Here is a 21,175-nt window from a genome sequence, read left to right as displayed (position 1 = left end):
GCGTGCGCGGGAACGACGGTGCATATTTTATCGGTCGGTGAACCTGCGCGCGATCGCCTCCGCCAGTTGCGGCACGAGCTTCCTGCGCTCGGCAAGCACCGCGTCCGGCGTCGCGCGCACGGCCTGCGTCCACACGGGCGCCGGGAAGTGCGCGTCGTCGGCGTAGCGCGGAATCACGTGCCAGTGCAGGTGCGGCACGACGTTGCCGAGGCTCGCCACGTTGACCTTCAGCGGCCGCATCACGTCGCGCACCGCCAGTTCGAGCTTGTGGACGGCGTCGTTCAGCAGCAGGCGATCGGCGTCCGGAAGGTCGCTCACCTCGCGCACATGATCCTTCCAGATCACGCGCGCGAAGCCGGGATAGTTCGCGTCGTCGACCAGGATCACGGCGAACTTGTCGTTGTCGACGACGGTCGGCACGTTCAAGTCGCAGAGCTCGCAGCCGGCCACGCGCGTCGTCATACGAGCACCCGCTCGATACCGCCGTTGTTGGCGTTGGCCACGTAGTTCGGCATCCAGTTCTCGCCCAGCAGGTGGCGCGCGATTTCGACGACGATGTAGTCGGCCGTGGTGCCCGAGTCGTCGTTGTAGCGCGACAGGCCTTGCAGGCAGGACGGGCAGCTCGTCAGGATCTTGACGTCGCCGTCGAATCCGTCGGCGCGCAGTTTATCCGCGCCCTTCACCATCTCCTGCTCCTTGCGGAAGCGGACCTGGGTCGAGATGTCCGGACGGCTCACGGCGAATGTGCCCGACTCGCCGCAGCAGCGGTCGTTCTTCTCGATCTTGACGTTGTCGACGGTCTGCACCAGCGCGTTCACGGTCTTCATCGAGTCCTGCATCTTCATCGGCGTATGGCACGGGTCGTGGTACATGTAGCGCGTACCGGTCACGCCTTCCAGCTTGACGCCCTTCTCCAGCAGGTACTCGTGGATGTCCATGATGCGGCAGCCCGGGAAGATCTTGTCGAACTCGTACGTCGCCAGCTGGTCGTAGCAGGTGCCGCACGAGACGAGGACCGTCTTGATGTCGAGGTAGTTCAGCGTGTTGGCCATGCGGTGGAACAGCACGCGGTTATCCGTCATCATCTTGTCGGCCTTGTCGTACTGGCCGGCGCCGCGCTGCGGATAGCCGCAGCACAGATAGCCCGGCGGCAGCACGGTCTGCACGCCCACTTCCCACAGCATCGCCTGCGTGGCCAGGCCCACCTGCGAGAACAGGCGCTCGGAGCCGCAGCCCGGGAAGTAGAACACGGCTTCCGTATCGGCGTTCGTCACCTTCGGATTGCGGATGATCGGGATGACCTTGTCGTCCTCGATGTCCAGCAGCGCGCGCGCCGTCTTCTTCGGCAGGTTGCCCGGCATCTTCTTGTTCACGAAGTGGATCACCTGCTCGCGGATCGGCGCCTTGCCGGTCGTCGGAGGCGGTGCCTTCGTCTGTTCTTTCGCGACTGCCTTCAGCACGGCGCTGCCTAAACGCTGGGCCTTGTAGCCCCAGTCGATCATCCCCTTGCGCATCGTGTTGATCGTCGTCGGGTCGGTCGCGTTCAGGAAGAACATGCCCGCGCGCTGGGCCGGCTTGAAGCTGCGCTTGTCCATCTTGCGCAGCAGGTTACGCATGTTCATCGAGACGTCGCCGAAGTCGATGTTGACCGGGCACGGCGTCACGCACTTGTGGCACACGGTGCAGTGGTCGGACACGTCCTCGAATTCTTCCCAGTGGCGGATCGACACGCCGCGGCGCGTCTGCTCTTCGTACAGGAACGCTTCGATCAGCGCGGACGTCGCGAGGATCTTGTCGCGCGGCGAGTACAGCAGGTTCGATTGCGGCACGTGCGTCGTGCACACGGGCTTGCACTTACCGCAGCGCAGGCAATCCTTGACACTGTTGGCGATCTCGCCGATGTCGCTCTGCTGCATGATCAGCGATTCGTGGCCCATCAGGCCGAACGACGGCGTGTACGCGTTGCGCAGGTCGGCGTACGCGGTCTCGCTGTTGAGCAGCTTGCCCTTGTTGAAGCGGCCTTCCGGGTCGACGCGTTTCTTATAGTCGCGGAAGTCGCGGATCTCGTCCTCGGTGAGGAATTCCAGCTTCGTGATGCCGATGCCGTGTTCGCCCGAGATCACGCCGTCCAGCGAACGCGCGAGCTTCATGATGCGCTCGACGGCTTTGTGCGCATCCTGCAGCATCGCGTAGTCGTCCGAGTTCACCGGCAGGTTCGTGTGCACGTTGCCGTCGCCCGCGTGCATGTGCAGCGCGACGAACACGCGCGAACGCAGCACGCGCTTGTGGATCGCGGTGGCCTCGTCCAGGATCGGTTTATAGGCCGCGCCGTTGAAGATCTGGCGCAGCGGCGCGCGGATCTCGTTCTTCCACGAGACGCGCACGGTGTGGTCCTGCACGACGTCGAACAGCGTGGCGCCCGGTTGCTGCGCGAGGCGCGCCTGGAACGTGCCGCTCAAACCATCGAGGCCGAAGTCGGCCAGCTTGTCCAGCACCGCGCCCAGCGGCTGGTCGAGGTTCGCCATGATCCAGGTCCAGCGCGCGGCCACGCGGGCCAGCAGATCGTCGCCCTGCTGCGAACGGTCGCCGAGGATCTCTTCCTTCGACACGCCTTCGCCGGTCGCGTCGTCCGCCTTCGTCACTTCCAGGTTCCCGGACGTGAAATAGGCGTGCAGTTCTTCGACCAGCTGCAGCTTGTTCTTGATCGACAGCTCGACGTTGATGCGCTCGATGCCGTCCGTGTACTCGCCCATCCGGTTCAGCGGGATGACGACGTCCTCGTTGATCTTGAAAGCGTTCGTGTGGCGCGCGATGGCGGCCGTGCGCGAGCGGTCGAGCCAGAATTTTTTACGCGCTTCCGGGCTCACGGCGATAAAGCCCTCGCCCACGCGCGTGTTCGCGAGGCGCACGACTTCCGACGTGGCCAGCGCGACGGCGTTCTCGTCGTCGCCGACGATGTCGCCGAACAGCGCCATCTTCGGCAGGGTGCCGCGCTTGGATTTCGTCGCGTAGCCGACGGCGCGCAGATAGCGCTCGTCCAGGTGCTCCAGGCCGGCGAGACGCAGGCTCGCGAATTCCGGCTTGCCGCTCTTCGGCAGGCTGTCCAGGTAATCCTTGATCTCGACGATCGACGGGATCGCATCGCGCGCCTGGCCGAAGAATTCCAGCGCGACGGTGCGCGTGTACTTCGGCATCTTGTGCAGGATCCAGCGGGCCGACGTGATCAGGCCATCGGTGCCCTCTTTCTGGATGCCCGGCAGGCCCGCGAGGAATTTGTCGGTGACGTCCTTGCCGAGACCTTCCTTGCGGAAGCGGCGGCCTTCGATGGCCAGCGTCTCGGTGCGGAACGGCTCGCCCTTCGGCGCGCCCTTTTCCGACGGATGCGTCCATTCGAGCTTGAACGTCGCGACCGGGGCGTCGTGGATCTTGCCCAGGTTGTGGTCGATGCGCGTGACGTCGAGCCAGTCGCCGTTCGGGTCGACCATGCGCCACGACGCGAGGTTGTCGAGGGCCGTGCCCCACAGCACGGCCTTCTTGCCGCCCGCGTTCATCGCGATATTCCCGCCGATGCACGAGGCGTGCGCGGACGTCGGATCGACGGCGAACACGAAGCCGGCCTTCTCGGCCGCCTGCGACACCTGCTGCGTGACGACGCCGGCACCGGTATAGATCGTCGCGTAATCGCGGTCGACGCCCGGCAGGCGCGTCATCTCGACGGCGCCCATGCCGATCAGCTTTTCCGTGTTGATGACGGCCGACATGGGCGTGAGCGGAATCGCGCCGCCCGTGTAGCCGGTGCCGCCGCCGCGCGGGATGATGGTCAGACCGAGCTCGATACAGCCCTTCACGAGGCCGGCCATCTCGTCTTCCGAATCCGGCATCAGGACGAGGAACGGATATTCGACGCGCCAGTCGGTGGCATCCGTCACGTGCGACGTGCGGTGCATGCCGTCGAAGCGGATGTTGCGTTTATCGGTGTAGCGGCCCAGCACGGCGCGGGCGCGCTTGCGCAGGTCGTACGTCTGCTGGAACTCGCGGCCGAAGTCGTCGACGGCCTTGCGCGCGGCGACGAGCAGCTCCTCGACGGCGGCGCTGCGGCGGCTCGCCGTGGCCGCATCGGCCTCGCTGCTATCCACCGTCAGGCGGCGCTTGTCGACTTCCGCCAGGCGGTGGTGCAGCGCTTCGATCAGCTTGGCGCGGCGCTTCGGGTTGTCCAGCAAGTCGTCCTGCAAGTACGGATTGCGGCGCACGACCCAGATGTCGCCCAGGACTTCGTACAGCATGCGCGCCGAACGCCCGGTCTGGCGGGCGCCGCGCAATTCGTCCAACAGTTGCCACGATGACTCGCCCAGCAGACGGATCACGATCTCGCGATCGGAGAACGACGTGTAGTTATAGGGGATTTCGCGCAGCCGGATGGGCGCGTTGTCTTCGAGCAGGGCGTGGATATTGGCAGGAGCGTTCATGGGGAGATCGACTGTCTTACTGACGCGTAGGACTCTCTATTCTAGCTTATTGCGATGCACCACGCTGGGAAGGAATGATTTTTGCAACGCTTCTAAAGCAGAAATGCACAGAAAACGGCGGATCCGCACAAATTTGTTATGGCAAAATGCAATATTTTCCAGCAAAAGCTCGGCGTGATGAAAGAAGAGGCATCTTATCCACGCCGGATGGATGCCCACTTACCCGAACAGCCTGCTGCTCGTCTCCCCCAGCCACTTCCACCACCCGTTCGGCACGTACAGCAACGTGACCGTCATGAACACATAGCGCCCGAACTTGCCGACGGCCATATAGATCACGCTGGGCCAGAACGGCAGGTGCAGCCAGCCGGCCAGCGTGCACAGCGGGTCGCCGATGCCGGGCACCCACGACAGCAGCATCGTTTTCGCGCCGTAGCGCTTCAGCCAGTGGAACCAGCGCGACGAGCGCTCTTTCGCGAAGGCGACCTTGGCGCGGTAGCCGATCCAGTAGTCGACGACGCCGCCCAGCGTGTTGCCCAGCGTGGCCACGAGGATCACGGGCCAGAACATGGCGGGATTGGCTTTCACGACGGCGAACACGGCCGGTTCCGAGCCGAGCGGCAGCAGGGTGGCGGAGACGAAGGCGATCAGGAAGACCGACGTGAGCCCGACGGTGGGCACGGCAAGGAATTTCAGCAGCCACAGTACGGCGGATTCGATCATCGGCGGGAAGGGATGGACGGGAGACGGATGGGTCCAGTACATTATAATGGGGAGAAACACCCGGGCACGTCGAAAACCCTGCCGCGCGTTGCACTGTCGTTCCGCGATGCTCGCTGTACTATTCGTACAGCTGCGCTTCTCGAACGACGTTGCTGCCGCTCGCGACGGTTTTTCGAGGTGTCCATTCGCAACGACACGGTACGCCAGGCTCTACCAAGCCAAGCTGCCGCACTGCTCGCCTCGGTTACCCGCCAAGCAGGACAGTCAGCGTCGCCCCGGAACCCGAACAGCCCGCATCGATCATGACTACCGACTATCTCAAGAAAATCCTCACCGCGCGCGTCTACGACGTGGCCGTCGAAACCCCGCTGGAATACGCCCCCAGCCTGTCGAAGCGCACCGACAACAAGATTTACCTGAAGCGCGAGGACATGCAAAGCGTGTTCAGCTTCAAGCTGCGCGGCGCCTACAACAAGATGGCGAACCTGTCGGAGTCGCAGCTGAACCGCGGCGTGATTTGCGCGTCGGCCGGTAACCACGCGCAGGGCGTCGCCATGTCGGCGGCGCGGCTGAACTGCCGCGCCGTGATCGTCATGCCGACCACCACGCCCAGCGTGAAGGTCGATGCGGTGCGCGCGTTCGGCGGCAGCAACGTGGAAGTCGTCCTGCACGGCGAATCGTACACGGACGCCTTCATCCACGCGCAGATGCTGGAGAAGGAGCAGAAGCTGGCGTTCGTGCACCCGTTCGACGATCCGGACGTCATCGCCGGCCAGGGCACCATCGGCGTCGAGATCCTGCGCCAGCACGCGGGCCCGATCCACGCGATCTTCCTCGCGATCGGCGGCGGCGGCTTGATCAGCGGCGTGGCCGCATACGTAAAGCAGATCCGCCCGGACATCAAGATCATCGGCGTGCAGACGAACGATTCGGACGCGATGGCGCGCAGCCTCAAGGCGGGCGAGCGCGTGACGCTGTCCGACGTCGGCCTGTTCGCGGACGGCACCGCCGTGCGCCTCGTCGGCTCGGAGACCTTCCGCCTGTGCCAGGAACTGGTCGATGAAATCATCATCGTCGACAACGACGCGATCTGCGCGGCCATCAAGGACGTGTTCCAGGACACGCGCAGCATCGTCGAGCCGTCCGGCGCGCTCGCGGTCGCGGGCGCCAAGGCGTATGTCGAACGTTCGCTGATGTCGAAGAATCCGGTGCGCGGCGAGACGCTCGTCGCCGTGCCGTCCGGCGCCAACATGAATTTCGACCGCCTGCGCTTCGTCGCCGAGCGTGCCGAACTGGGCGAGGCGCGCGAAGCGGTATTCGCCGTGACGATCCCCGAGCAGCGCGGCAGCTTCAAGCGCTTCTGCGCGCTGATCGGACCGCGCAACGTCACCGAGTTCAACTACCGCATCAGCGACGAGAGCGAAGCCCACGTCTTCGTCGGCGTGCAGATCGGCAGCCGCAGCGAATCGGGCACCGTCGCGCGCACGTTCGAGGAACACGGCTTCCGCACCCTCGACCTCACGCACGACGAGCTGGCGAAACAGCACGTGCGCCACCTGGTCGGCGGCAAGAGCGGGCTGGCGCACGACGAGCTGCTGTACCGCTTCGAGTTTCCGGAACGCCCGGGCGCGCTGATGCGCTTCCTGGACAGCATGGCGCCGAACTGGAACATCTCGCTGTTCCACTACCGGAACCAGGGCGGCGACGTGGGCCGCATCCTCGTCGGCCTGCAAGTGCCGTCGGGCGAGATGGACGAATTCCGCCAGTTCCTCGCGACGCTGGGTTACCGCTATTGGGACGAGAGCGCGAATCCGGTCTACAAGCTGTTTCTTTGATACGGATCATGCATTTGCATAGGGTGGGCGGGTCTCCCGTCCACCCCACCCGTAACGCATCGGTTACCTGAACGCGCAGCGTTTTCGGGAAAGGTGTACGATACGCCGCCTTGCCGCCGCCGGACCGGCATCGCCACGCACGTCACGAGCACGTGGCCGGCTTCGAGAAAACATCATGACCAATACCCCTGAACATTCGCCTCTCGGCAAAAACTCGGCCTACCAGACCCAGTATGCGCCGGAGCTGCTGTTTCCCATCCCGCGCCAGCAAAAGCGCGACGAGCTCGGCCTGAAGGGCACGCTGCCCTTCTTCGGCGTCGACATCTGGAATGCCTACGAATTGTCGTGGCTGAACATGCGCGGCAAGCCGCAAGTCGCCATCGCGACCTTCACCGTGCCCGCCGATTCGCCCAATATCGTCGAATCGAAATCCTTCAAGCTCTACCTGAATTCGTTCAACCAGACGCGGCTCGCCAACACGGACGCCCTGCTGGCCCTGCTGCGCGAAGACCTGTCCAACGCCGTCGGCGCGCCCGTGCACGTGGCGCTGACCCTGCCCGAGGACTTCGACAAGCTCAAAATGGGCGAGCAGGACGGCCTCTTGATCGACCGCCTCGACATCGAGGTCGACCACTACAGTCCGTCGCCGGAGTTACTTAAAGCCAACCACGACGAAGCGGCGGTCGAGGAAACCCTCATGTCGCACCTGCTCAAGTCGAACTGCCTCGTCACTGGCCAGCCGGACTGGGGCAGCGTGCAGATCCGCTATGCCGGACCGCAGATCGACCAGGAAAGCCTGCTGCGCTACCTGATCGGTTTCCGCGAGCACAACGAATTCCACGAGCAGTGTGTCGAGCGCATCTTCACGGACATCTTGCGCCAGTGCAAACCGAACAAGTTGGCCGTGTACGCCCGCTACACCCGCCGCGGCGGCCTGGACATCAACCCCTGGCGCGCCAATTTCAGCACCGGAAAACCGCCGAATTTGCGTACTGCACGTCAATGAACAGTGCGGATGGGTGATTTTTCGTCGTTCGTCCCCATCTACAGTGTACGTTTCCAGCGACATCGTCTGCGATGCGTCTGCGATGCCGTTGGATGTGCAAAGCGACAATTTTGCTCAACCGAGCGCTAGAAAAATCGGTAAAAGAGGCCCCGGGAGAATGGTTCATGCGTGAAACCCGGGATTTCGTGGCGGAAATTGCGCATGTCAGGTTGTCGGGTGCCTGGTCTTTACGCACACGTTTGCGGCAGGGATTGGACAAGCACCCGACGACATGCAAAATCGAATTACACGGCCATAAAACCGGCCTATAATTCCCGCTCGCAAGCACCCCCGGGTGCACCGCAATAGAAGCGTGTTATGACTAATCTAAGCAAAATCCTCTCGCTCGAGAACGTGCAGCTCGATCTGGAAGTGTCGAGCAAGAAGCGCGCCTTCGAGCAGGCCGGCCTGATCTTCGAGAACAACTGCGGCATCGCCCGCTCCACCGTGTCGGACAATCTGTTCGCGCGCGAGCGACTCGGCTCCACCGGACTCGGTCACGGCGTCGCCGTGCCGCACGGCCGCATCAAGGGCAGCAAAAGCCTCAAATCGCCGCTGGCCGCGTTCGTGCGCCTGCTTGAACCGATTCCGTTCGAATCGCCGGACGGCCAGCCGGTCAAGCTGCTGTTCTTCCTCCTGATCCCGGATCATGTCACGCAACAGCACCTCGAGATCCTGTCGGAGATCGCGGAACTGTTCTCCGACGAGGCGATCCGCACGGCCCTGACGACCGACACGGATCCGAAATCCGTCTACGAACGCATCATCAACTGGCAGCCGAGCCTGCAAGCCCTCGGCTGACCTTGCGAAAGCGACCATGCTGCAGACTCCGCTGACCATCCAACGGCTGTACGACGACAACCGCGACAGCCTGCAACTGGGCTGGTTCGCAGGATTCCCGGGTGGAGAACGCCAGATTTCCGGCGACGCCGTCTCGGCCGCGGACCAGGTGGGTCACCTGAACCTGATCCACCCGGGCCGCATGCAGGTGTTCGGTCACCAGGAACTGAATTACTACCAGCGCCTGAAGTCCGGCTCGCGCAGCCACCTGATCGGCGAACTGATCGCGGGCGGCCCGCCGGCCCTGTTCATCGCCCAGGGCCTCGACACGCCGCCGGACATCCTCGCCATCTGCGACGAGCAGAACATCCCGCTGTTCTCGACGCCGCTGCCGGCCGCGCAGGTGATCGACTACCTGCGCGTGTACCTGTCGAAGAAGCTGGCGCAGCGCGTCATCATGCACGGCGTGTTCATGGACGTGCTGGGTGTCGGCGTGCTGATCACGGGCGACTCGGGCCTCGGCAAGAGCGAGCTCGGTCTGGAACTGATCTCGCGTTCGCACGGCCTCGTTGCCGACGACGCCGTCGAATTCTCGCGCATCGCGCCGAACATGATCGAAGGCCGCTGCCCGCCGCTGCTGCAGAACCTGCTCGAAGTGCGCGGCCTGGGCCTGCTGGACATCAAGGCGATCTTCGGCGAGACGGCCGTGCGCCGCAAGATGCGCCTCAAACTGATCGTCCACCTCGTCAAGCGCGGCGCGCTGGACGAAGAAGTCGAACGCCTTCCGTTCCACTTCCCCACCGAGGACGTGCTGGGCCTGCCGATCCGCAAAGTGGTCATCCCCGTCGCGGCCGGCCGCAACATCGCGGTGCTGCTGGAGGCCGCCGTGCGCAATACGATTCTGCAGCTGCGCGGGATCGATACGCTGCAGGAGTTCATGGAGCGGCAGCGGCAGGCGATGTCGAGCGACTGACGGATGTTCAGTATGGGTTCCCGCTTTCGCGGGAACGACGTTTTTAAATACGGATCCCGAACCGACCTAAATACGGGTCCTGAAACGACCGTCATTCCCGGCATTGCCGGAAACGACTTCCCGTGCAGGCGGGAGTCCATACAGCGTTTCAAAAATCGAACAGCGCGCCGCCGGAGCCTGTTGCAAACACCTCAACCATAAGCCTTGTGCGCTGCGGCAAACACGGGCCGATGCTATCATCGCCCCATGCGCATCCTACTCATCACCGGTATCTCGGGCTCCGGTAAATCCGTCGCCCTGAACGTCCTCGAAGACGCGGGCTATTACTGCGTCGACAACCTGCCCCCCGCCCTGCTGCCGGCCCTCGTCGGCACCATCGAAGGCGGCGACACGAAACGCATCGCCGTCGCCGTCGACGCGCGCAGCGCCGAATCGCTGGCCGAACTGCCGACGACCGTCGCCCTGCTCCGCGACGCCGGTCACCAGGTCAAGGTGATCTTCCTGACCGCCAGCACGCACTCGCTCGTCGCGCGCTTTTCCGAGACGCGCCGCAGCCATCCGCTGTCGCACGAACTGCGGCCGGGCGAGAACCCCGCGTCGCGCCGCACGCTGATCGAATGCATTTCGGAAGAGCGCGACCGCTTGGGACCGATCGAGAAGATGGGCCACGTGATCGACACGTCCGAACTGTCGGCCAACAAGCTGCGCGCCTGGGTCAAGGAACTGGCCGAGGTCACGTACGCGCCGCTGACCTTGTACTTCGAATCGTTCGCGTTCAAGCGCGGCGTGCCGCTCGACGCCGACTTCGTGTTCGACGTACGCGCCGTGCCGAACCCGTATTACGACCTCACTTTGCGCCCGCTGAACGGCAAGGACGCCCCCGTGATCGCCTTCCTCGACGCCCAACCGCAGGCGGCCGAACTGCTGTCCGACATCCGCGCCTTCATCACCAAGTGGCTGCCGTCGTTCAAGAAGGACAACCGCAGCTATCTGACGGTGGCGGTCGGCTGCACGGGCGGCCAGCACCGGTCCGTGTACATGGCGGAGCGGCTCGGCGCCTATTTCGGCGGCACGGAACGGGTCGTCGTGCGGCACCGCGAACAGCCCTGACACGGCCAACGAATCGCAGGCGTCACGCGTGGGCACGGGTGCCCACCCGGCCGCCTACACGTAGGGCGGGCACCCCATGCCCGCGCGGGAATCAAAAGAACTCGTCGAGCAGCCGATAAAAACGGCTGCGCGCAGCGTCGAAGCGCGTGCCGTAGGCGTCCAGGAACGGCTCGACCCACGCGTCGCCCAATGCTTCCGCGATGTCGCGCGTGGCCAGCGCCAGGTCTTGCCAGCGGTCCGCCACGCCCAGGCGGCCGCAATCGATCCAGCCCGCATCCCCTTCATCATCGACGATCAGGTTCGGCAGGCAGGCGTCGCCGTGCGTGACGACCAGGTCTTCGCCATGCGGCGCCTGCGCGGCCATGCGCGCGAACAGCACGGCGGGCCCGGTGCCGTGGTGTTCATCGTCGAGGTCATCCTCGTCCACCAATCCGGCCTCCAGGCGTGCCTTGGCCCGTTCGATGCGCCGGGCCGCGCGGTGGTCGAACGGGCACGTGGCGATATCGAGCGCGTGCAGCGCCCGCAGCGCCGCCGCCAGCCGCGCGACCTTGACGGCCGGCGCCAGGCGGGCGGCCAGCAAATCGCGCCCCGGCACGGCGCCGAGCAGCAGCCAGTCCATACCCGCCTCCTGCGTCAGGTCGAGCACCGGCGCGCACGGCACGCCGGCGCCGGCCAGCCAGCCAGCGCAGGCGCGCCGCCTCGTCGCGCAGTTCCGCCAGCGGATCGGCGGATTCGGTCTTCGCGAACAGGACGGGCTTGCCCGGTGCGTCGAGACGGAACACGTCGGCCTCCGAACAACCGGTGTCCTGGCCCGTCCAGCGGTAGCCGGCCAGGCGTGCCGTCCAGGCGGCGGGTGCGTGTGGTCGCGTCATGCCGTCTCCGGTCGGCTAGCGCCGAAGCGCCGCCGCAACCGCGCGTGGCGATGGCGGAAGAACAGCGCCACGCTCGCGCGCACGAGCGCACGCGGGAGCGGACGGCGCGGGCGGAACGTCAGGTTGTCGATCACGCTGGCGCCGCGCGGTGACGGCGAGATCGTGCGCTCGTGCTGCCAGAACGCCATCGACAGCATCGGCGAGCGTTCGAGAAAACGCCGGCCCGGGTCGAGTTCGACGAGGGTCAGGTCGCTCCAGTCGATGGGCAGCACGCGCAGCAAAAGAAGCCAGCTGCGGCACAGGCGCTGGCCCGGTGCGCAGGCATCCGCAGGCAGCGCACGCATCCCGCGCGGGAACGTCATGCGCAGCAGCGGCGACATCTCGTCGGCAATGCCGTCGACCGACGTCGCCCATCGCCACACCGTGTCCGGTGCGGCGGCCAGCTCGGACTCGAAGCGCAGTTCGATCACGAATCGCGCAGATCGCGCAGCGGATGCGCGTGCGCCGGCCACACGGGCGCGAAAAACCACGCCACCATCTCCGGCGTGACGTCGGCGAGCAGAGGCGGTTTCCACTGCGGCGTATTGTCCTTGTCGATCACGAGCGCGCGCACGCCTTCCAGCACCTCGCCGTGTTCGAACGTGCGGCGCACGAGCGAGCGTTCCATGCGCAGGCAGTCGGCCACGCCGAGGCTTGCGCCGCGCACGAGCATCTCGCGCGTCACGGACATCATCAGCGGCGAGCGCTGGCGCATCGTGGCCAGCGTCTTGTGCGCGAACGGGCTCGCATCGGTTTCCAGCGATGCCATCACGGCCGCGACGGAGTCCGCGCCGAAGTGGCGGTCGATCGCCTCGCGCTGCGCTGCCAGCTCGCCGGCGTCGGGCGCGAACGGCGCGGCAAACGCGCGGATCGCGCCCGGCAGTTCCGCGCCTGGCGTCGACTCGATCAGCGCGCGCAGCGCGTCCAGTTGGGCGGCCGGTACGAACACGTCGGCCAGGCCGACGTAGATGGCGTCCGCGGCGCCGATGGTCACGCCCGTCACGCCAAGGTAGTGGCCTAGGCGGCCCGGCGCATGCGACAGGAAGTGGCTGCCGCCCACGTCCGGAAACAGGCCGATGTTCACCTCGGGCATGGCGATCTTCGAGCGCTCCGTCACGATGCGCAGGCCGCAATCCGGCCCGCCCTGGGCGATGCCCATGCCGCCGCCCATCACCACGCCATCCATCAGCGCGATATACGGCTTCGGGTAAAAGTGGATCAGGTGGTTGAGCGCGTATTCCTCGGTGAAGAAATCTTCCAGCAGCGGACTGCCCGTCTGCGGCGTGGCTTTGCCGGCCTCATGGAAGAAGCGGATGTCGCCGCCGGCGCACAAGGCTTTCTCGCTCGTGCTGGCGATGACGACGGCGTCGATGCCGGCATGTTCGCGCCAGGCGAGCAGCGTCGCAGTGAGTGCGCGGACCATGTCCAGCGACAGCGAGTTCAGCGCTTTCGGTCGGTCCAGGGTGATGATGCCCGTGCGGTTGGCGATCCGCGTCAGTACGTGTTCGGTCATGTCTCTTCGGCGCGTCGAAAAACCTGCTGCGCGTTGCACTGTCGTTCCGCGATGCTCGCTGTACTCGTCGTACAGCTGCGCTTCTCAAACAACATTGCTGCCGCTCGCGACGGTTTTGCGAGGCTCCTCCTTGTTATTGAAATAATCAGAGATACATTGTAGCGCCCATAAAAACGAAAAGGGCGCCAATGCGCCCTTCGTTCCTCGGTGCTGCGGCTGGCGTGGTATCACGCCGCGACGGCAGCTTCCTCTCCTCCTTCGGACATGCGCTTGATGCACGCGTTGTCATGATCCTTGAGCATTTGCTTGTACTTGACGACCTGACGGTCGAGGCGGTCCATCAGCATGTCGATCGCGGCATATAAATCGTGCGCGGCACTGGCGACATGGACGATCTTGCCCGCGACACGCAGGTTGATCTCCGCTTTCTGGCGTTTTTCTTTCTCGGTGAGATTGTCGATGCAGAGGATGACGTGGGAATCGATCACTTGATCGAAATGGCGGGTGATGCGTTCGAGCTTGTTCTGTACGTATTCTCGGATGGCTGGAGTTACATCGAGATGATGTCCGCTGATTGTGAGATTCATACACACTCCTTTGAAGATGCGTTGCCGTGCGCGCATCAAGCGCAAATGGCAACGTTGTTGCAAGAGTTTGCTACAAGGATTTGCGGAGGCTGACGGGTGGAATCTTCAGCGCCTCACGGTACTTCGCGACCGTGCGCCGCGCGATCACCATTCCCTGTTCCCCTAGCATCTCCGCGATCTTGCTGTCGGATAAGGGATTCTTGGGGTCTTCTGCTCCTGTCAGTTGTACGATGAGGGCCCGTATTGCCGTCGACGATGCTTCGCCTCCCGCTTCGGTGGCAACGTGACTCCCGAAGAAATACTTCAACTCGAACATGCCGTGCGGGGTCAGCATATATTTCTGAGTTGTGACTCGAGAAATTGTGCTCTCGTGTAGACCTAGTGTATCAGCTATCTCACGTAAAACAAGGGGCCGCATCGCGACTGCGCCATGCGAGAAAAAGTTGCGCTGGCGATCCACAATAGCCTGGGCCACGCGCAGGATCGTGTCGAAGCGCTGCCGCATATTCTTGATGAGCCACTTGGCTTCCTGCAACTGTGCACCCAGCTGTGTTTCTGATTTCCCCTGCTTCATCAGCGAGGCGTACAGGCTGTTCACGCGCAGGCGCGGCATCACTTCCGGATTCAGCTGCACGCTCCAGCCGTCCTTGGCGCGGCGCACGATCACGTCGGGCACGACGAAGTCCGACACATCCGAGGCGAACGCCGCGCCCGGATGGGGGTTGCACTGGCGGATGACGGCCTGGGCTTCGCGCAGGTCTTCGTCGTCGCAATCGAGCGCCTTTTTGAGCTTGTTGAATTCACGCTGCGCGAACCACGTCAGGTATTTTTCGACGATGACGAGCGCCATGCGCCGCGTGACGAGCGGCACGCCGGGCATGCGGCGGATCTGCAGGGCCAGGCATTCGGCCGCGCTGCGCGCACCCACGCCGGGCGGGTCCATGCTTTGCACGAGGGCGAGCGCCATGCGCAATTCCTCGAACTCGATCTCCAGTTCGGCCGGCAGGCGCGCGTGGATGTCTTCCAGCGGCTCTTCCAGATAACCGTTGTCGTCCAGCGCATCGACGACGAGTTCCACGAGCGCGCAGTCGCGCGGCGCGCAGCACGTCAGGCGCACCTGCTCCATCAGGTGCTCGCGCAGCGTGACGGGACTCGCTTCCAGTTGCGGGCGGCCGTCTTCATCGTCGCCGCCGCTGCCGCTGCGGCCGTACTCGCCCCAGTCCTCGCCGGCTTCGCTGCCGCCGCCTTCGCCGCTGTCGCCACCCGCTTCGCCGTTCTCGCCATTGCCATGCTCGGCGGGCGCGCCGCCCTCCTCGCCCGAGCCCTGCGCGGCCGGCGCCTCACCGGCCTGCGTCGATGCCGGCGCGCTGTTGATGGCGCCGTCGGCCAGCAGGCGCACCGACCGGTCGAGCGGATCGTCGAGCCGTTCGAGCAAGGGGTTCTCGCTCAAGACCTGCTCGATTTCCTGGTGCAGCTCCAGAGTCGACAGCTGCAACAGCCGGATCGATTGCTGGAGTTGGGGCGTCAGTGCAAGGTGCTGTGAAGTCTTGAGTTGCAGCGTCTGTTTCATGACTACATTCGGAAGTGTTCGCCCAGGTAAACGCGGCGCACCGATTCATTGGCGATGATGTCGTCGGGTCGGCCGGATGCCAGCACCGCCCCCTGGTTGATGATGTAGGCGCGGTCGCAGATGCCGAGCGTCTCGCGCACATTATGGTCCGTGATCAGCACGCCGATGCCGCGCTCCTTCAGGAAGCGCACGATACGTTGGATCTCGATGACGGCAATTGGATCCACGCCGGCGAACGGTTCGTCCAGCAGCACGAAGCGCGGATTGGTCGCGAGGGCGCGCGCGATCTCCACGCGGCGGCGCTCGCCGCCCGACAGCGACAGGGCCGGGCTCTCGCGCAACTTTTCGATCTGCAGCTCGGTCAGCAGCTCGTCGAGGCGTTCGGCGATGCGCGTCTTGGTCAGCGGCTTGCCGTTCTCGCGCTGCAATTCCAGCACGGCGCGGATGTTCTCTTCGACCGTCAGCTTGCGGAACACCGACGCTTCCTGCGGCAGGTACGACAGGCCCAGCAGCGCGCGCCGGTGGATCGGCAGGCGCATGATGTCGGTGCCGTTGATGTCGATGCTGCCGGCGTCCGACGGCACCAGGCCCACGATCATGTAGAACGACGTCGTCTTGCCCGCGCCGTTCGGCCCCAGCAGGCCGACGACTTCGCCGCACGCGACCTGCAGCGACACGTCGCGCACCACGAGGCGCTTGCCGTAGCTCTTCTGCAGGCCCTTGACGACCAGCGTGCTGCCGCCGCATTCGACCGGCGGAACCTCGGTGCGTACGTCCATCGTGCGGGCCTCCGTCATTGCTTGCCCGCCGGTGCCGGGGCGGCCGCCGGGGTCGCCTGCGCCGGCGCACGGTGCGGCTGCAGCGTGATGCTGCCGCGGCCATTGCCCGGCTTGTCGGCGCCGGTGGCGTCGTTGCGGCCGACCAGCACCTCTTTGCGGTTGTCGTAGGAGATGAATTTGCTGTCCATTTCCTGCGTGACCTTCTGGCCCTCGAGCTGGCGGATCATCGCTTTCGAGAACAGCTTGACGAGGTCGTTGCGCTCGTCGTATTCGATGCGCTGGGCGCGGCCTTCGTCCCACAGGTCGGGGCCGCCATCGCGCTTCTGGCGGAAGGTCGCGAGCTTGCCCGGCTCGGCCGTCAGGATGAACGTGTGGTAGCCGTCCGGCGATTCCTTGACCTCGGCGCGGTCCGACTTGAGGATCATGGTGCCGCGCGTGATGATCACGTTGCCGGTGGCGACATAGTTCTGCGTCACCTGGTCGACGTTGGCCTTGTCGTACTGGATGTTGATCGGCTTGAGCGCGTCCGCCCTCTCGGCCGAAGCAGCCAGCGGCACCAGCAGGAAGATGGCGGCGGCGAGTATTTTTTTCATTCGGTTGTCCTCTCTATTGGCCTATTGGCTTCAGCGGGCTCAGCGCGACTGGCGCGGCGGATAGCTGATTGCGCCGCGGCCGCCCAGTTCGATCTGCTGGGTGGCGTTGTTGGCCACCATGCCCACGGCGTCGACCGATGCTTTACCGAGCGTCATGTGGATCGGCCGGTCGGTCTTGGCGATCTCGTCGTCCGTCAGCACGGTCAGCACTTCCGTGCGGATCCGCAGCGGCTGCGACGCCGCGTTGCCGGGGCGCTGGATGTCGACGTTGCCGGTCAGGTCGATCTGGTTCTGGTTCTGGTTTACGAGCGCGTGCTCGGCCGTCATCGTCATGGGCGGATGCTCGGTGGTGAGGCTCTGCACGACGGGCTTGTCGACGAGGGCCGTGTTGTCGGCCGGGCGGTGCGTCAGGCGTTCGCCCGAGATCACGTAGCGCGGCTTGCCGGCCTCCGACATGCGCACCCAGCTGAAGTTGTCGACGATGTAATCGGGCTCGTTGCCCGGGTTGGCATGCGGCCCGCTCTCCTCGCCCTGCATCACCTGCACGAGCCAGAAGCTGCCGAACGCAAAGAATACGGCGGTCAGCATCAGGGCCAGCAGGCGCCAGCGGTGCGCGGTACGTTTGTAGGAGGCGGGAGCCATGGCGCGCTCGTCCTCTTATCCGAAGTAAGGCGCGAGCGCCTGTTCGTAGGTGCCCTGGGCGCGCATCACCATGTCGCACACTTCGCGCACGGCGCCGCGGCCGCCCGGGTTCTGCGTCACGTAATGGGCGCGGTGCCGCACTTCCGGATGCCCGCTCGGCACGGTCACGGCAAAGCCCACGCGCGTGAACAGCGGCAGGTCGATCACGTCGTCGCCGATGTAGCCGCATTCCTCGGCCGTCACGCCGGTCTTGGCGAGCAGCTCGGCGAACGCGAGGCGCTTGTCGTGCTGGCCCTGGAACACGTGCGTGATCCCCAGGTCGCTTGCGCGCTTGATGACGATGGGCGACGTGCGCGCGCTGATGATCGCGGTCTGCACGCCCGTGCGGTTCAACAGCTGGATGCCGAGGCCGTCCAGCACGTAGAACGTCTTCGTGACTTCGCCGTCCGGGCCATAGGTCAGGCTGCCGTCCGTGAGGACGCCGTCGACGTCGAAGATCATGACTTTCACGCGCGCCGCGCGCTCGATGTGTGCCAGCGGAGTCACCATCAGATCACCTTGGCGCGCGTGAGGTCGTGGATGTGCAGCGCGCCGACCAGGACGTCATCGGCGTCGACGACGAGCATCTGGTTGATGCGGAATTCTTCCATCACGGCGACGGCATCCACCGCCAGCTGTTCCGGATGCACGCGGCGCGGGTTCGCGTGCATGACGTCGCGGATCACGAGCGTGGAAAAATCCTGGACTTTCTCGATCAGGCGGCGCAGGTCGCCGTCCGTGAACACGCCGACCGGGCGGCCCGCGTCGTCGACGATGGCCGTCATGCCCATGCCCTTGTGCGAGATCTCCAGCAGCGCATCGGTCAGCAGCGCGTCCGGCTTGACGCGCGGGACCGCGTCGCCGCTGCGCATCACGTCGCGCACATGAGTCAGCAGGCGGCGGCCCAATGCGCCGCCCGGATGCGAGCGCGCGAAATCGTCCGATCTGAAGCCGCGCAGTTCGAGCAGCGCGACGGCCAGCGCATCGCCCAGCGCGAGGGTCGCGGTGGTGCTCGCGGTTGGCGCCAGGTTCAGCGGGCAGGCTTCCTTCTCGACGGAGACGTCCAGATGCACGTCCGCCGCCAGTGCCAGGGTCGATTCGGGCTTGCCGGTCATCGCGACCACGGGCACGCCCATGCGCTTGACGGCCGGGATGACGACGGCCAGTTCGCTGCTTTCGCCGGAATACGAGATGGCGATCAGCACGTCTTGCGAGGTGACCATGCCGAGGTCGCCGTGGGCCGCCTCGGCCGGGTGCAGGAACAGCGCGGGGGTGCCGGTCGAGGCCAGCGTCGCCGCGATCTTGCGGCCGATATGGCCCGACTTGCCCATGCCGGTGACGACCACGCGGCCTTTACAGGCCATCATCAGCGCGACGGCGCGCGGCACGCTGTCGTCGCGGCCGAGGCGCTCGGCCAGCTTGCGGATCGCTTCGCCTTCGACATCCAGCGCTGCGCGGGCCAGGTCCAGCGCCCGTGTTGCCTGGGCCGCATTAAAACTTGTCAGCATTGTTTTTTCATCGGTTACACTCATAGCGAAAGTATAGCCGAATTGGGAAAGCAAAAAACTTGCCAGACGTAACAAACAACATAAATACGCCGTCCCGCAGGGTCTTCGCATGACCTCCGGACTCGAACTGACACTTCTGTTGCTGGGCAGCGCCGTGCTGGGCGTCGTCGCGTTCCGGATGCTGCATCTGCCGCCCATGCTGGGCTATCTCGCGGTGGGCGTGCTGATCGGCCCGCATGCGCTGAACCTGGCCGACAACGGCTCCACGACGCAGGCGCTGGCCGAATTCGGCGTCGTCTTCCTGATGTTCTCGATCGGGCTGGAATTCTCGCTGGCCCAGCTGCGCGCCATGCGCCGCATCGTGTTCGGCCTCGGGCTCGCGCAGGTCGTGCTGACCATCGCCGTCACCGTGCTCGCGTCGCTGCTGACGCGCTACCTGCCACCCTCGATGCACGTCGGCTGGCAGGCCGCGCTGGCGCTGGGCGGGGCGCTCGCGATGTCGTCCACGGCCATCGTCTCGAAACTGTTGACCGAGCGGCTGGAGCTGGAAAGCGAACACGGACGCCGCATCATCGGCATCCTGCTGTTCCAGGATCTCGCCGTCGTGCCGCTGCTGATCCTGATCCCGTCGCTGGCGAAACCGCCCGAGGAACTCGCGATGACCCTCGCCTGGGCCGGCGTCAAGGCGGCCGGCGTGCTGGCGCTGCTGCTGTTCTTCGGCCAGAAGGTCATGCGCAAATGGTTCAACATCGTCGTCAAGCGCCGCTCGCAGGAACTGTTCATGCTGAACCTGCTGCTCGTGACCCTGGGCGCCGCCGCGATCACGGAGCACGCGGGCCTGTCGATGGCGCTGGGCGCGTTCGTGGCCGGCATGCTGATCTCCGAGACACCTTATAAACACCAGGTGGAGGAAGACATCAAGCCGTTCCGCGACGTGCTGCTGGGACTCTTCTTCATCACCATCGGCATGCTGTTGAACGTGCAGCTGGTGATGGCGAACTGGGCGCTGGTCCTGCTGCTGCTCGCGTTGCCCGTGATGTTGAAATTCGTGCTGATCGCCTTGCTGGCCAAGGCCTTCGGCTCGTCCGACGGCGTCGCCATGCGCACCGGCCTCGCACTCGCCCAGGCCGGCGAATTCGGCTTCGTGCTGCTGAACCTCGCCTCGGGGTCCAACCTGATCCCGCCGTTCCTGATCCAGCTGGTGCTCGCCTCGATGGTGCTGTCGATGCTGGCCGCCCCGTTCGTCATCGCCCACATGGACAAGCTGGTGATGAAAGTCGCCACCAACGAATGGATGCTGCAATCGCTGCAGCTGACGCAGATCGCGAGCCGCACGATGGCCGCGCAGAAGCACGTGATCATCGCCGGCTTCGGCCGCAGCGGCCAGTCGCTCGCCACGTTGCTGTCGGAAGAAAAGCTGCCGTGGTACGCGCTCGACCTCGACCCCGAGCGCGTGCAGGAAGCGCGCACGGCCGGCATCAACGTCTCGTACGGCGACTGCACGCGGCGCGAAGCCCTGATCGCGGCCGGTATCAACCGCGCCAGCGCGCTCGTGATCACGTTCGCCGACACGCGCCTCGCGCTGAAAGTGCTGCACCTCGTGCACGAGCTGGCGCCCAAGCTGCCCGTGATCGTGCGCGCCCACGACGACCGCGAACTGGACGTGCTGAAAAAAGCCGGCGCCACCGAGGTGGTGCCGGAAGCGCTGGAATCGAGCCTGATGCTGGCCTCGCACGCGCTCGTCGTGATGGGCGTGCCGCTGCGCCGCGTCGTGCACCGCGTGCAGGCCGCGCGCGACGAACGCTATGCGTCGCTGCGCGGCTTCTTCCACGGCGCCAGCGACGTCGCGGACGGCACGGAACACAGCTACGTGCGCCTGCATTCGGTGACCCTGCGCGACGACGCCGCCGCCGTCGGGCGCTGCATCGCGGAGCTGGAACTGGATGAAGTCGGGGCCGAAGTCACGGCCGTACGGCGCGGGAACGACCGCATCGAGCCGACGCCGGAGACGGAATTGCGGGCGGGGGATGTGGTCGTGCTGCGGGGAACCGGAAACGCAGTCACCCGGGCGGAAGGCAGATTATTGCGGTAGGGCGGACCG

18 protein-coding genes and 1 pseudogene are annotated in these 21,175 nt (G+C 65.2%); 6 read left to right on the top strand and 13 right to left on the bottom strand.

Annotated features, from left to right (window positions below):
- Window positions 1–27: 27 nt before the first annotated feature.
- The 3 genes from BVG12_RS22350 to BVG12_RS22340 form a co-directional block, all read right to left on the bottom strand.
- Window positions 28–462, bottom strand: a complete 435-nt coding sequence (locus BVG12_RS22350; RefSeq protein ID WP_075794312.1) for an HIT family protein — start codon at window positions 460–462, stop codon at window positions 28–30.
- On the bottom strand, window positions 459–4,466 hold the full coding sequence (locus BVG12_RS22345; protein ID WP_075794311.1) for a DUF3683 domain-containing protein: 4,008 nt from the start codon (window positions 4,464–4,466) through the stop codon (window positions 459–461). Before BVG12_RS22345 ends, BVG12_RS22350 begins: the two co-directional genes overlap by 4 nt.
- Before the next feature lie 219 nt (window positions 4,467–4,685).
- The gene (locus tag BVG12_RS22340; RefSeq protein WP_075794310.1) at window positions 4,686–5,189 is read right to left on the bottom strand and encodes a YqaA family protein; all 504 of its coding nucleotides are present in this window, start codon (window positions 5,187–5,189) and stop codon (window positions 4,686–4,688) included.
- A gap of 152 nt (window positions 5,190–5,341) precedes the next feature.
- Here BVG12_RS22340 and ilvA point away from each other — a divergent pair, with 152 nt between their 5' ends.
- From ilvA to rapZ, 5 genes are all read left to right on the top strand, one after another.
- Window positions 5,342–7,024 carry a threonine ammonia-lyase, biosynthetic gene (gene ilvA / locus BVG12_RS22335; RefSeq protein WP_370662849.1) on the top strand — a complete coding sequence of 561 codons (1,683 nt, stop codon included), beginning with the start codon at window positions 5,342–5,344 and terminating at the stop codon, window positions 7,022–7,024.
- Between the two features lie 175 nt (window positions 7,025–7,199).
- Window positions 7,200–8,030 (top strand): NADPH-dependent 7-cyano-7-deazaguanine reductase QueF, encoded by an 831-nt coding sequence (gene queF / locus BVG12_RS22330; protein ID WP_075794308.1) that lies wholly within the window; start codon window positions 7,200–7,202, stop codon window positions 8,028–8,030.
- 357 nt (window positions 8,031–8,387) lie between these two features.
- A complete protein-coding gene (locus BVG12_RS22325; RefSeq protein ID WP_075794307.1) occupies window positions 8,388–8,870 on the top strand; it encodes a PTS sugar transporter subunit IIA in 483 nt (160 codons plus the stop codon).
- A 16-nt stretch (window positions 8,871–8,886) separates the two neighbouring features.
- Entirely contained in the window at window positions 8,887–9,822 is a 936-nt protein-coding gene (gene hprK, locus BVG12_RS22320; RefSeq protein ID WP_036238906.1) for an HPr(Ser) kinase/phosphatase, read from the top strand.
- Between the two features lie 246 nt (window positions 9,823–10,068).
- Complete coding sequence (gene rapZ / locus BVG12_RS22315; RefSeq protein ID WP_075794306.1) at window positions 10,069–10,932, top strand: RNase adapter RapZ; 864 nt, start codon at window positions 10,069–10,071, stop codon at window positions 10,930–10,932.
- Between the two features lie 91 nt (window positions 10,933–11,023).
- On the opposite strand, the pseudogene BVG12_RS22310 reads toward rapZ, so the two are convergent.
- From BVG12_RS22310 to BVG12_RS22265, 10 genes and pseudogenes are all read right to left on the bottom strand, one after another.
- A pseudogene (locus BVG12_RS22310) lies at window positions 11,024–11,804 on the bottom strand (APH(3')-II family aminoglycoside O-phosphotransferase).
- The gene (locus BVG12_RS22305) at window positions 11,801–12,274 is read right to left on the bottom strand and encodes an Rv1443c family protein (RefSeq protein ID WP_075794304.1); all 474 of its coding nucleotides are present in this window, start codon (window positions 12,272–12,274) and stop codon (window positions 11,801–11,803) included. Before BVG12_RS22305 ends, BVG12_RS22310 begins: the two are co-directional and overlap by 4 nt.
- Window positions 12,271–13,356, bottom strand: a complete 1,086-nt coding sequence (locus BVG12_RS22300; protein ID WP_075794303.1) for an enoyl-CoA hydratase/isomerase family protein — start codon at window positions 13,354–13,356, stop codon at window positions 12,271–12,273. The genes BVG12_RS22305 and BVG12_RS22300 overlap by 4 nt, the downstream gene beginning before the upstream one ends.
- Window positions 13,357–13,583: 227 nt before the next feature.
- Window positions 13,584–13,943 carry a ribosome hibernation-promoting factor, HPF/YfiA family gene (hpf, locus tag BVG12_RS22295; RefSeq protein WP_075794302.1) on the bottom strand — a complete coding sequence of 120 codons (360 nt, stop codon included), beginning with the start codon at window positions 13,941–13,943 and terminating at the stop codon, window positions 13,584–13,586.
- Between the two features lie 70 nt (window positions 13,944–14,013).
- Window positions 14,014–15,513, bottom strand: coding sequence for an RNA polymerase factor sigma-54 (locus BVG12_RS22290; RefSeq protein WP_075794301.1), 1,500 nt, complete (start codon window positions 15,511–15,513; stop codon window positions 14,014–14,016).
- A gap of 2 nt (window positions 15,514–15,515) precedes the next feature.
- Window positions 15,516–16,310: an LPS export ABC transporter ATP-binding protein gene (gene lptB, locus BVG12_RS22285; RefSeq protein ID WP_083685312.1), complete on the bottom strand. Its 795-nt coding sequence runs from the start codon at window positions 16,308–16,310 to the stop codon at window positions 15,516–15,518.
- Window positions 16,307–16,885 carry a lipopolysaccharide transport periplasmic protein LptA gene (lptA, locus tag BVG12_RS22280; protein ID WP_075794300.1) on the bottom strand — a complete coding sequence of 193 codons (579 nt, stop codon included), beginning with the start codon at window positions 16,883–16,885 and terminating at the stop codon, window positions 16,307–16,309. Before lptA ends, lptB begins: the two co-directional genes overlap by 4 nt.
- A 39-nt stretch (window positions 16,886–16,924) precedes the next feature.
- Window positions 16,925–17,527, bottom strand: a complete 603-nt coding sequence (gene lptC / locus BVG12_RS22275) for an LPS export ABC transporter periplasmic protein LptC (RefSeq protein WP_075794299.1) — start codon at window positions 17,525–17,527, stop codon at window positions 16,925–16,927.
- 15 nt (window positions 17,528–17,542) lie between these two features.
- Entirely contained in the window at window positions 17,543–18,076 is a 534-nt protein-coding gene (locus tag BVG12_RS22270) for a KdsC family phosphatase (protein ID WP_179966237.1), read from the bottom strand.
- Entirely contained in the window at window positions 18,076–19,098 is a 1,023-nt protein-coding gene (locus tag BVG12_RS22265; RefSeq protein WP_075794298.1) for a KpsF/GutQ family sugar-phosphate isomerase, read from the bottom strand. Before BVG12_RS22265 ends, BVG12_RS22270 begins: the two co-directional genes overlap by 1 nt.
- Window positions 19,099–19,183: 85 nt before the next feature.
- Between BVG12_RS22265 and BVG12_RS22260 the strand changes: the two genes are divergently transcribed.
- Window positions 19,184–21,166 carry a monovalent cation:proton antiporter family protein gene (locus BVG12_RS22260; RefSeq protein WP_075794297.1) on the top strand — a complete coding sequence of 661 codons (1,983 nt, stop codon included), beginning with the start codon at window positions 19,184–19,186 and terminating at the stop codon, window positions 21,164–21,166.
- Window positions 21,167–21,175 lie beyond the last annotated feature (9 nt).

Origin of the sequence: Massilia putida, assembly GCF_001941825.1 — a bacterium.
Classification (GTDB): Bacteria; Pseudomonadota; Gammaproteobacteria; order Burkholderiales; family Burkholderiaceae_D; genus Telluria; species Telluria putida.
The sequence above is the reverse complement of the archived record's forward strand: the minus strand, read 5'-3'. Positions and strand labels throughout refer to the sequence as shown.

Excerpts from the sequence above, each read along its gene's own strand:
- BVG12_RS22350 (WP_075794312.1), bottom strand. The coding sequence starts at position 462 with ATGACGACGCGCGTGGCCGGCTGCGAGCTCTGCGACTTGAACGTGCCG.
- BVG12_RS22345 (WP_075794311.1), bottom strand. The coding sequence starts at position 4,466 with ATGAACGCTCCTGCCAATATCCACGCCCTGCTCGAAGACAACGCGCCC.
- BVG12_RS22340 (WP_075794310.1), bottom strand. The coding sequence starts at position 5,189 with ATGATCGAATCCGCCGTACTGTGGCTGCTGAAATTCCTTGCCGTGCCC.
- queF (WP_075794308.1), top strand. The coding sequence starts at position 7,200 with ATGACCAATACCCCTGAACATTCGCCTCTCGGCAAAAACTCGGCCTAC.
- BVG12_RS22325 (WP_075794307.1), top strand. The coding sequence starts at position 8,388 with ATGACTAATCTAAGCAAAATCCTCTCGCTCGAGAACGTGCAGCTCGAT.
- hprK (WP_036238906.1), top strand. The coding sequence starts at position 8,887 with ATGCTGCAGACTCCGCTGACCATCCAACGGCTGTACGACGACAACCGC.
- rapZ (WP_075794306.1), top strand. The coding sequence starts at position 10,069 with ATGCGCATCCTACTCATCACCGGTATCTCGGGCTCCGGTAAATCCGTC.
- BVG12_RS22300 (WP_075794303.1), bottom strand. The coding sequence starts at position 13,356 with ATGACCGAACACGTACTGACGCGGATCGCCAACCGCACGGGCATCATC.
- hpf (WP_075794302.1), bottom strand. The coding sequence starts at position 13,943 with ATGAATCTCACAATCAGCGGACATCATCTCGATGTAACTCCAGCCATC.
- BVG12_RS22290 (WP_075794301.1), bottom strand. The coding sequence starts at position 15,513 with ATGAAACAGACGCTGCAACTCAAGACTTCACAGCACCTTGCACTGACG.
- lptB (WP_083685312.1), bottom strand. The coding sequence starts at position 16,310 with ATGACGGAGGCCCGCACGATGGACGTACGCACCGAGGTTCCGCCGGTC.
- lptA (WP_075794300.1), bottom strand. The coding sequence starts at position 16,885 with ATGAAAAAAATACTCGCCGCCGCCATCTTCCTGCTGGTGCCGCTGGCT.
- lptC (WP_075794299.1), bottom strand. The coding sequence starts at position 17,527 with ATGGCTCCCGCCTCCTACAAACGTACCGCGCACCGCTGGCGCCTGCTG.
- BVG12_RS22270 (WP_179966237.1), bottom strand. The coding sequence starts at position 18,076 with ATGGTGACTCCGCTGGCACACATCGAGCGCGCGGCGCGCGTGAAAGTC.
- BVG12_RS22265 (WP_075794298.1), bottom strand. The coding sequence starts at position 19,098 with ATGAGTGTAACCGATGAAAAAACAATGCTGACAAGTTTTAATGCGGCC.
- BVG12_RS22260 (WP_075794297.1), top strand. The coding sequence starts at position 19,184 with ATGACCTCCGGACTCGAACTGACACTTCTGTTGCTGGGCAGCGCCGTG.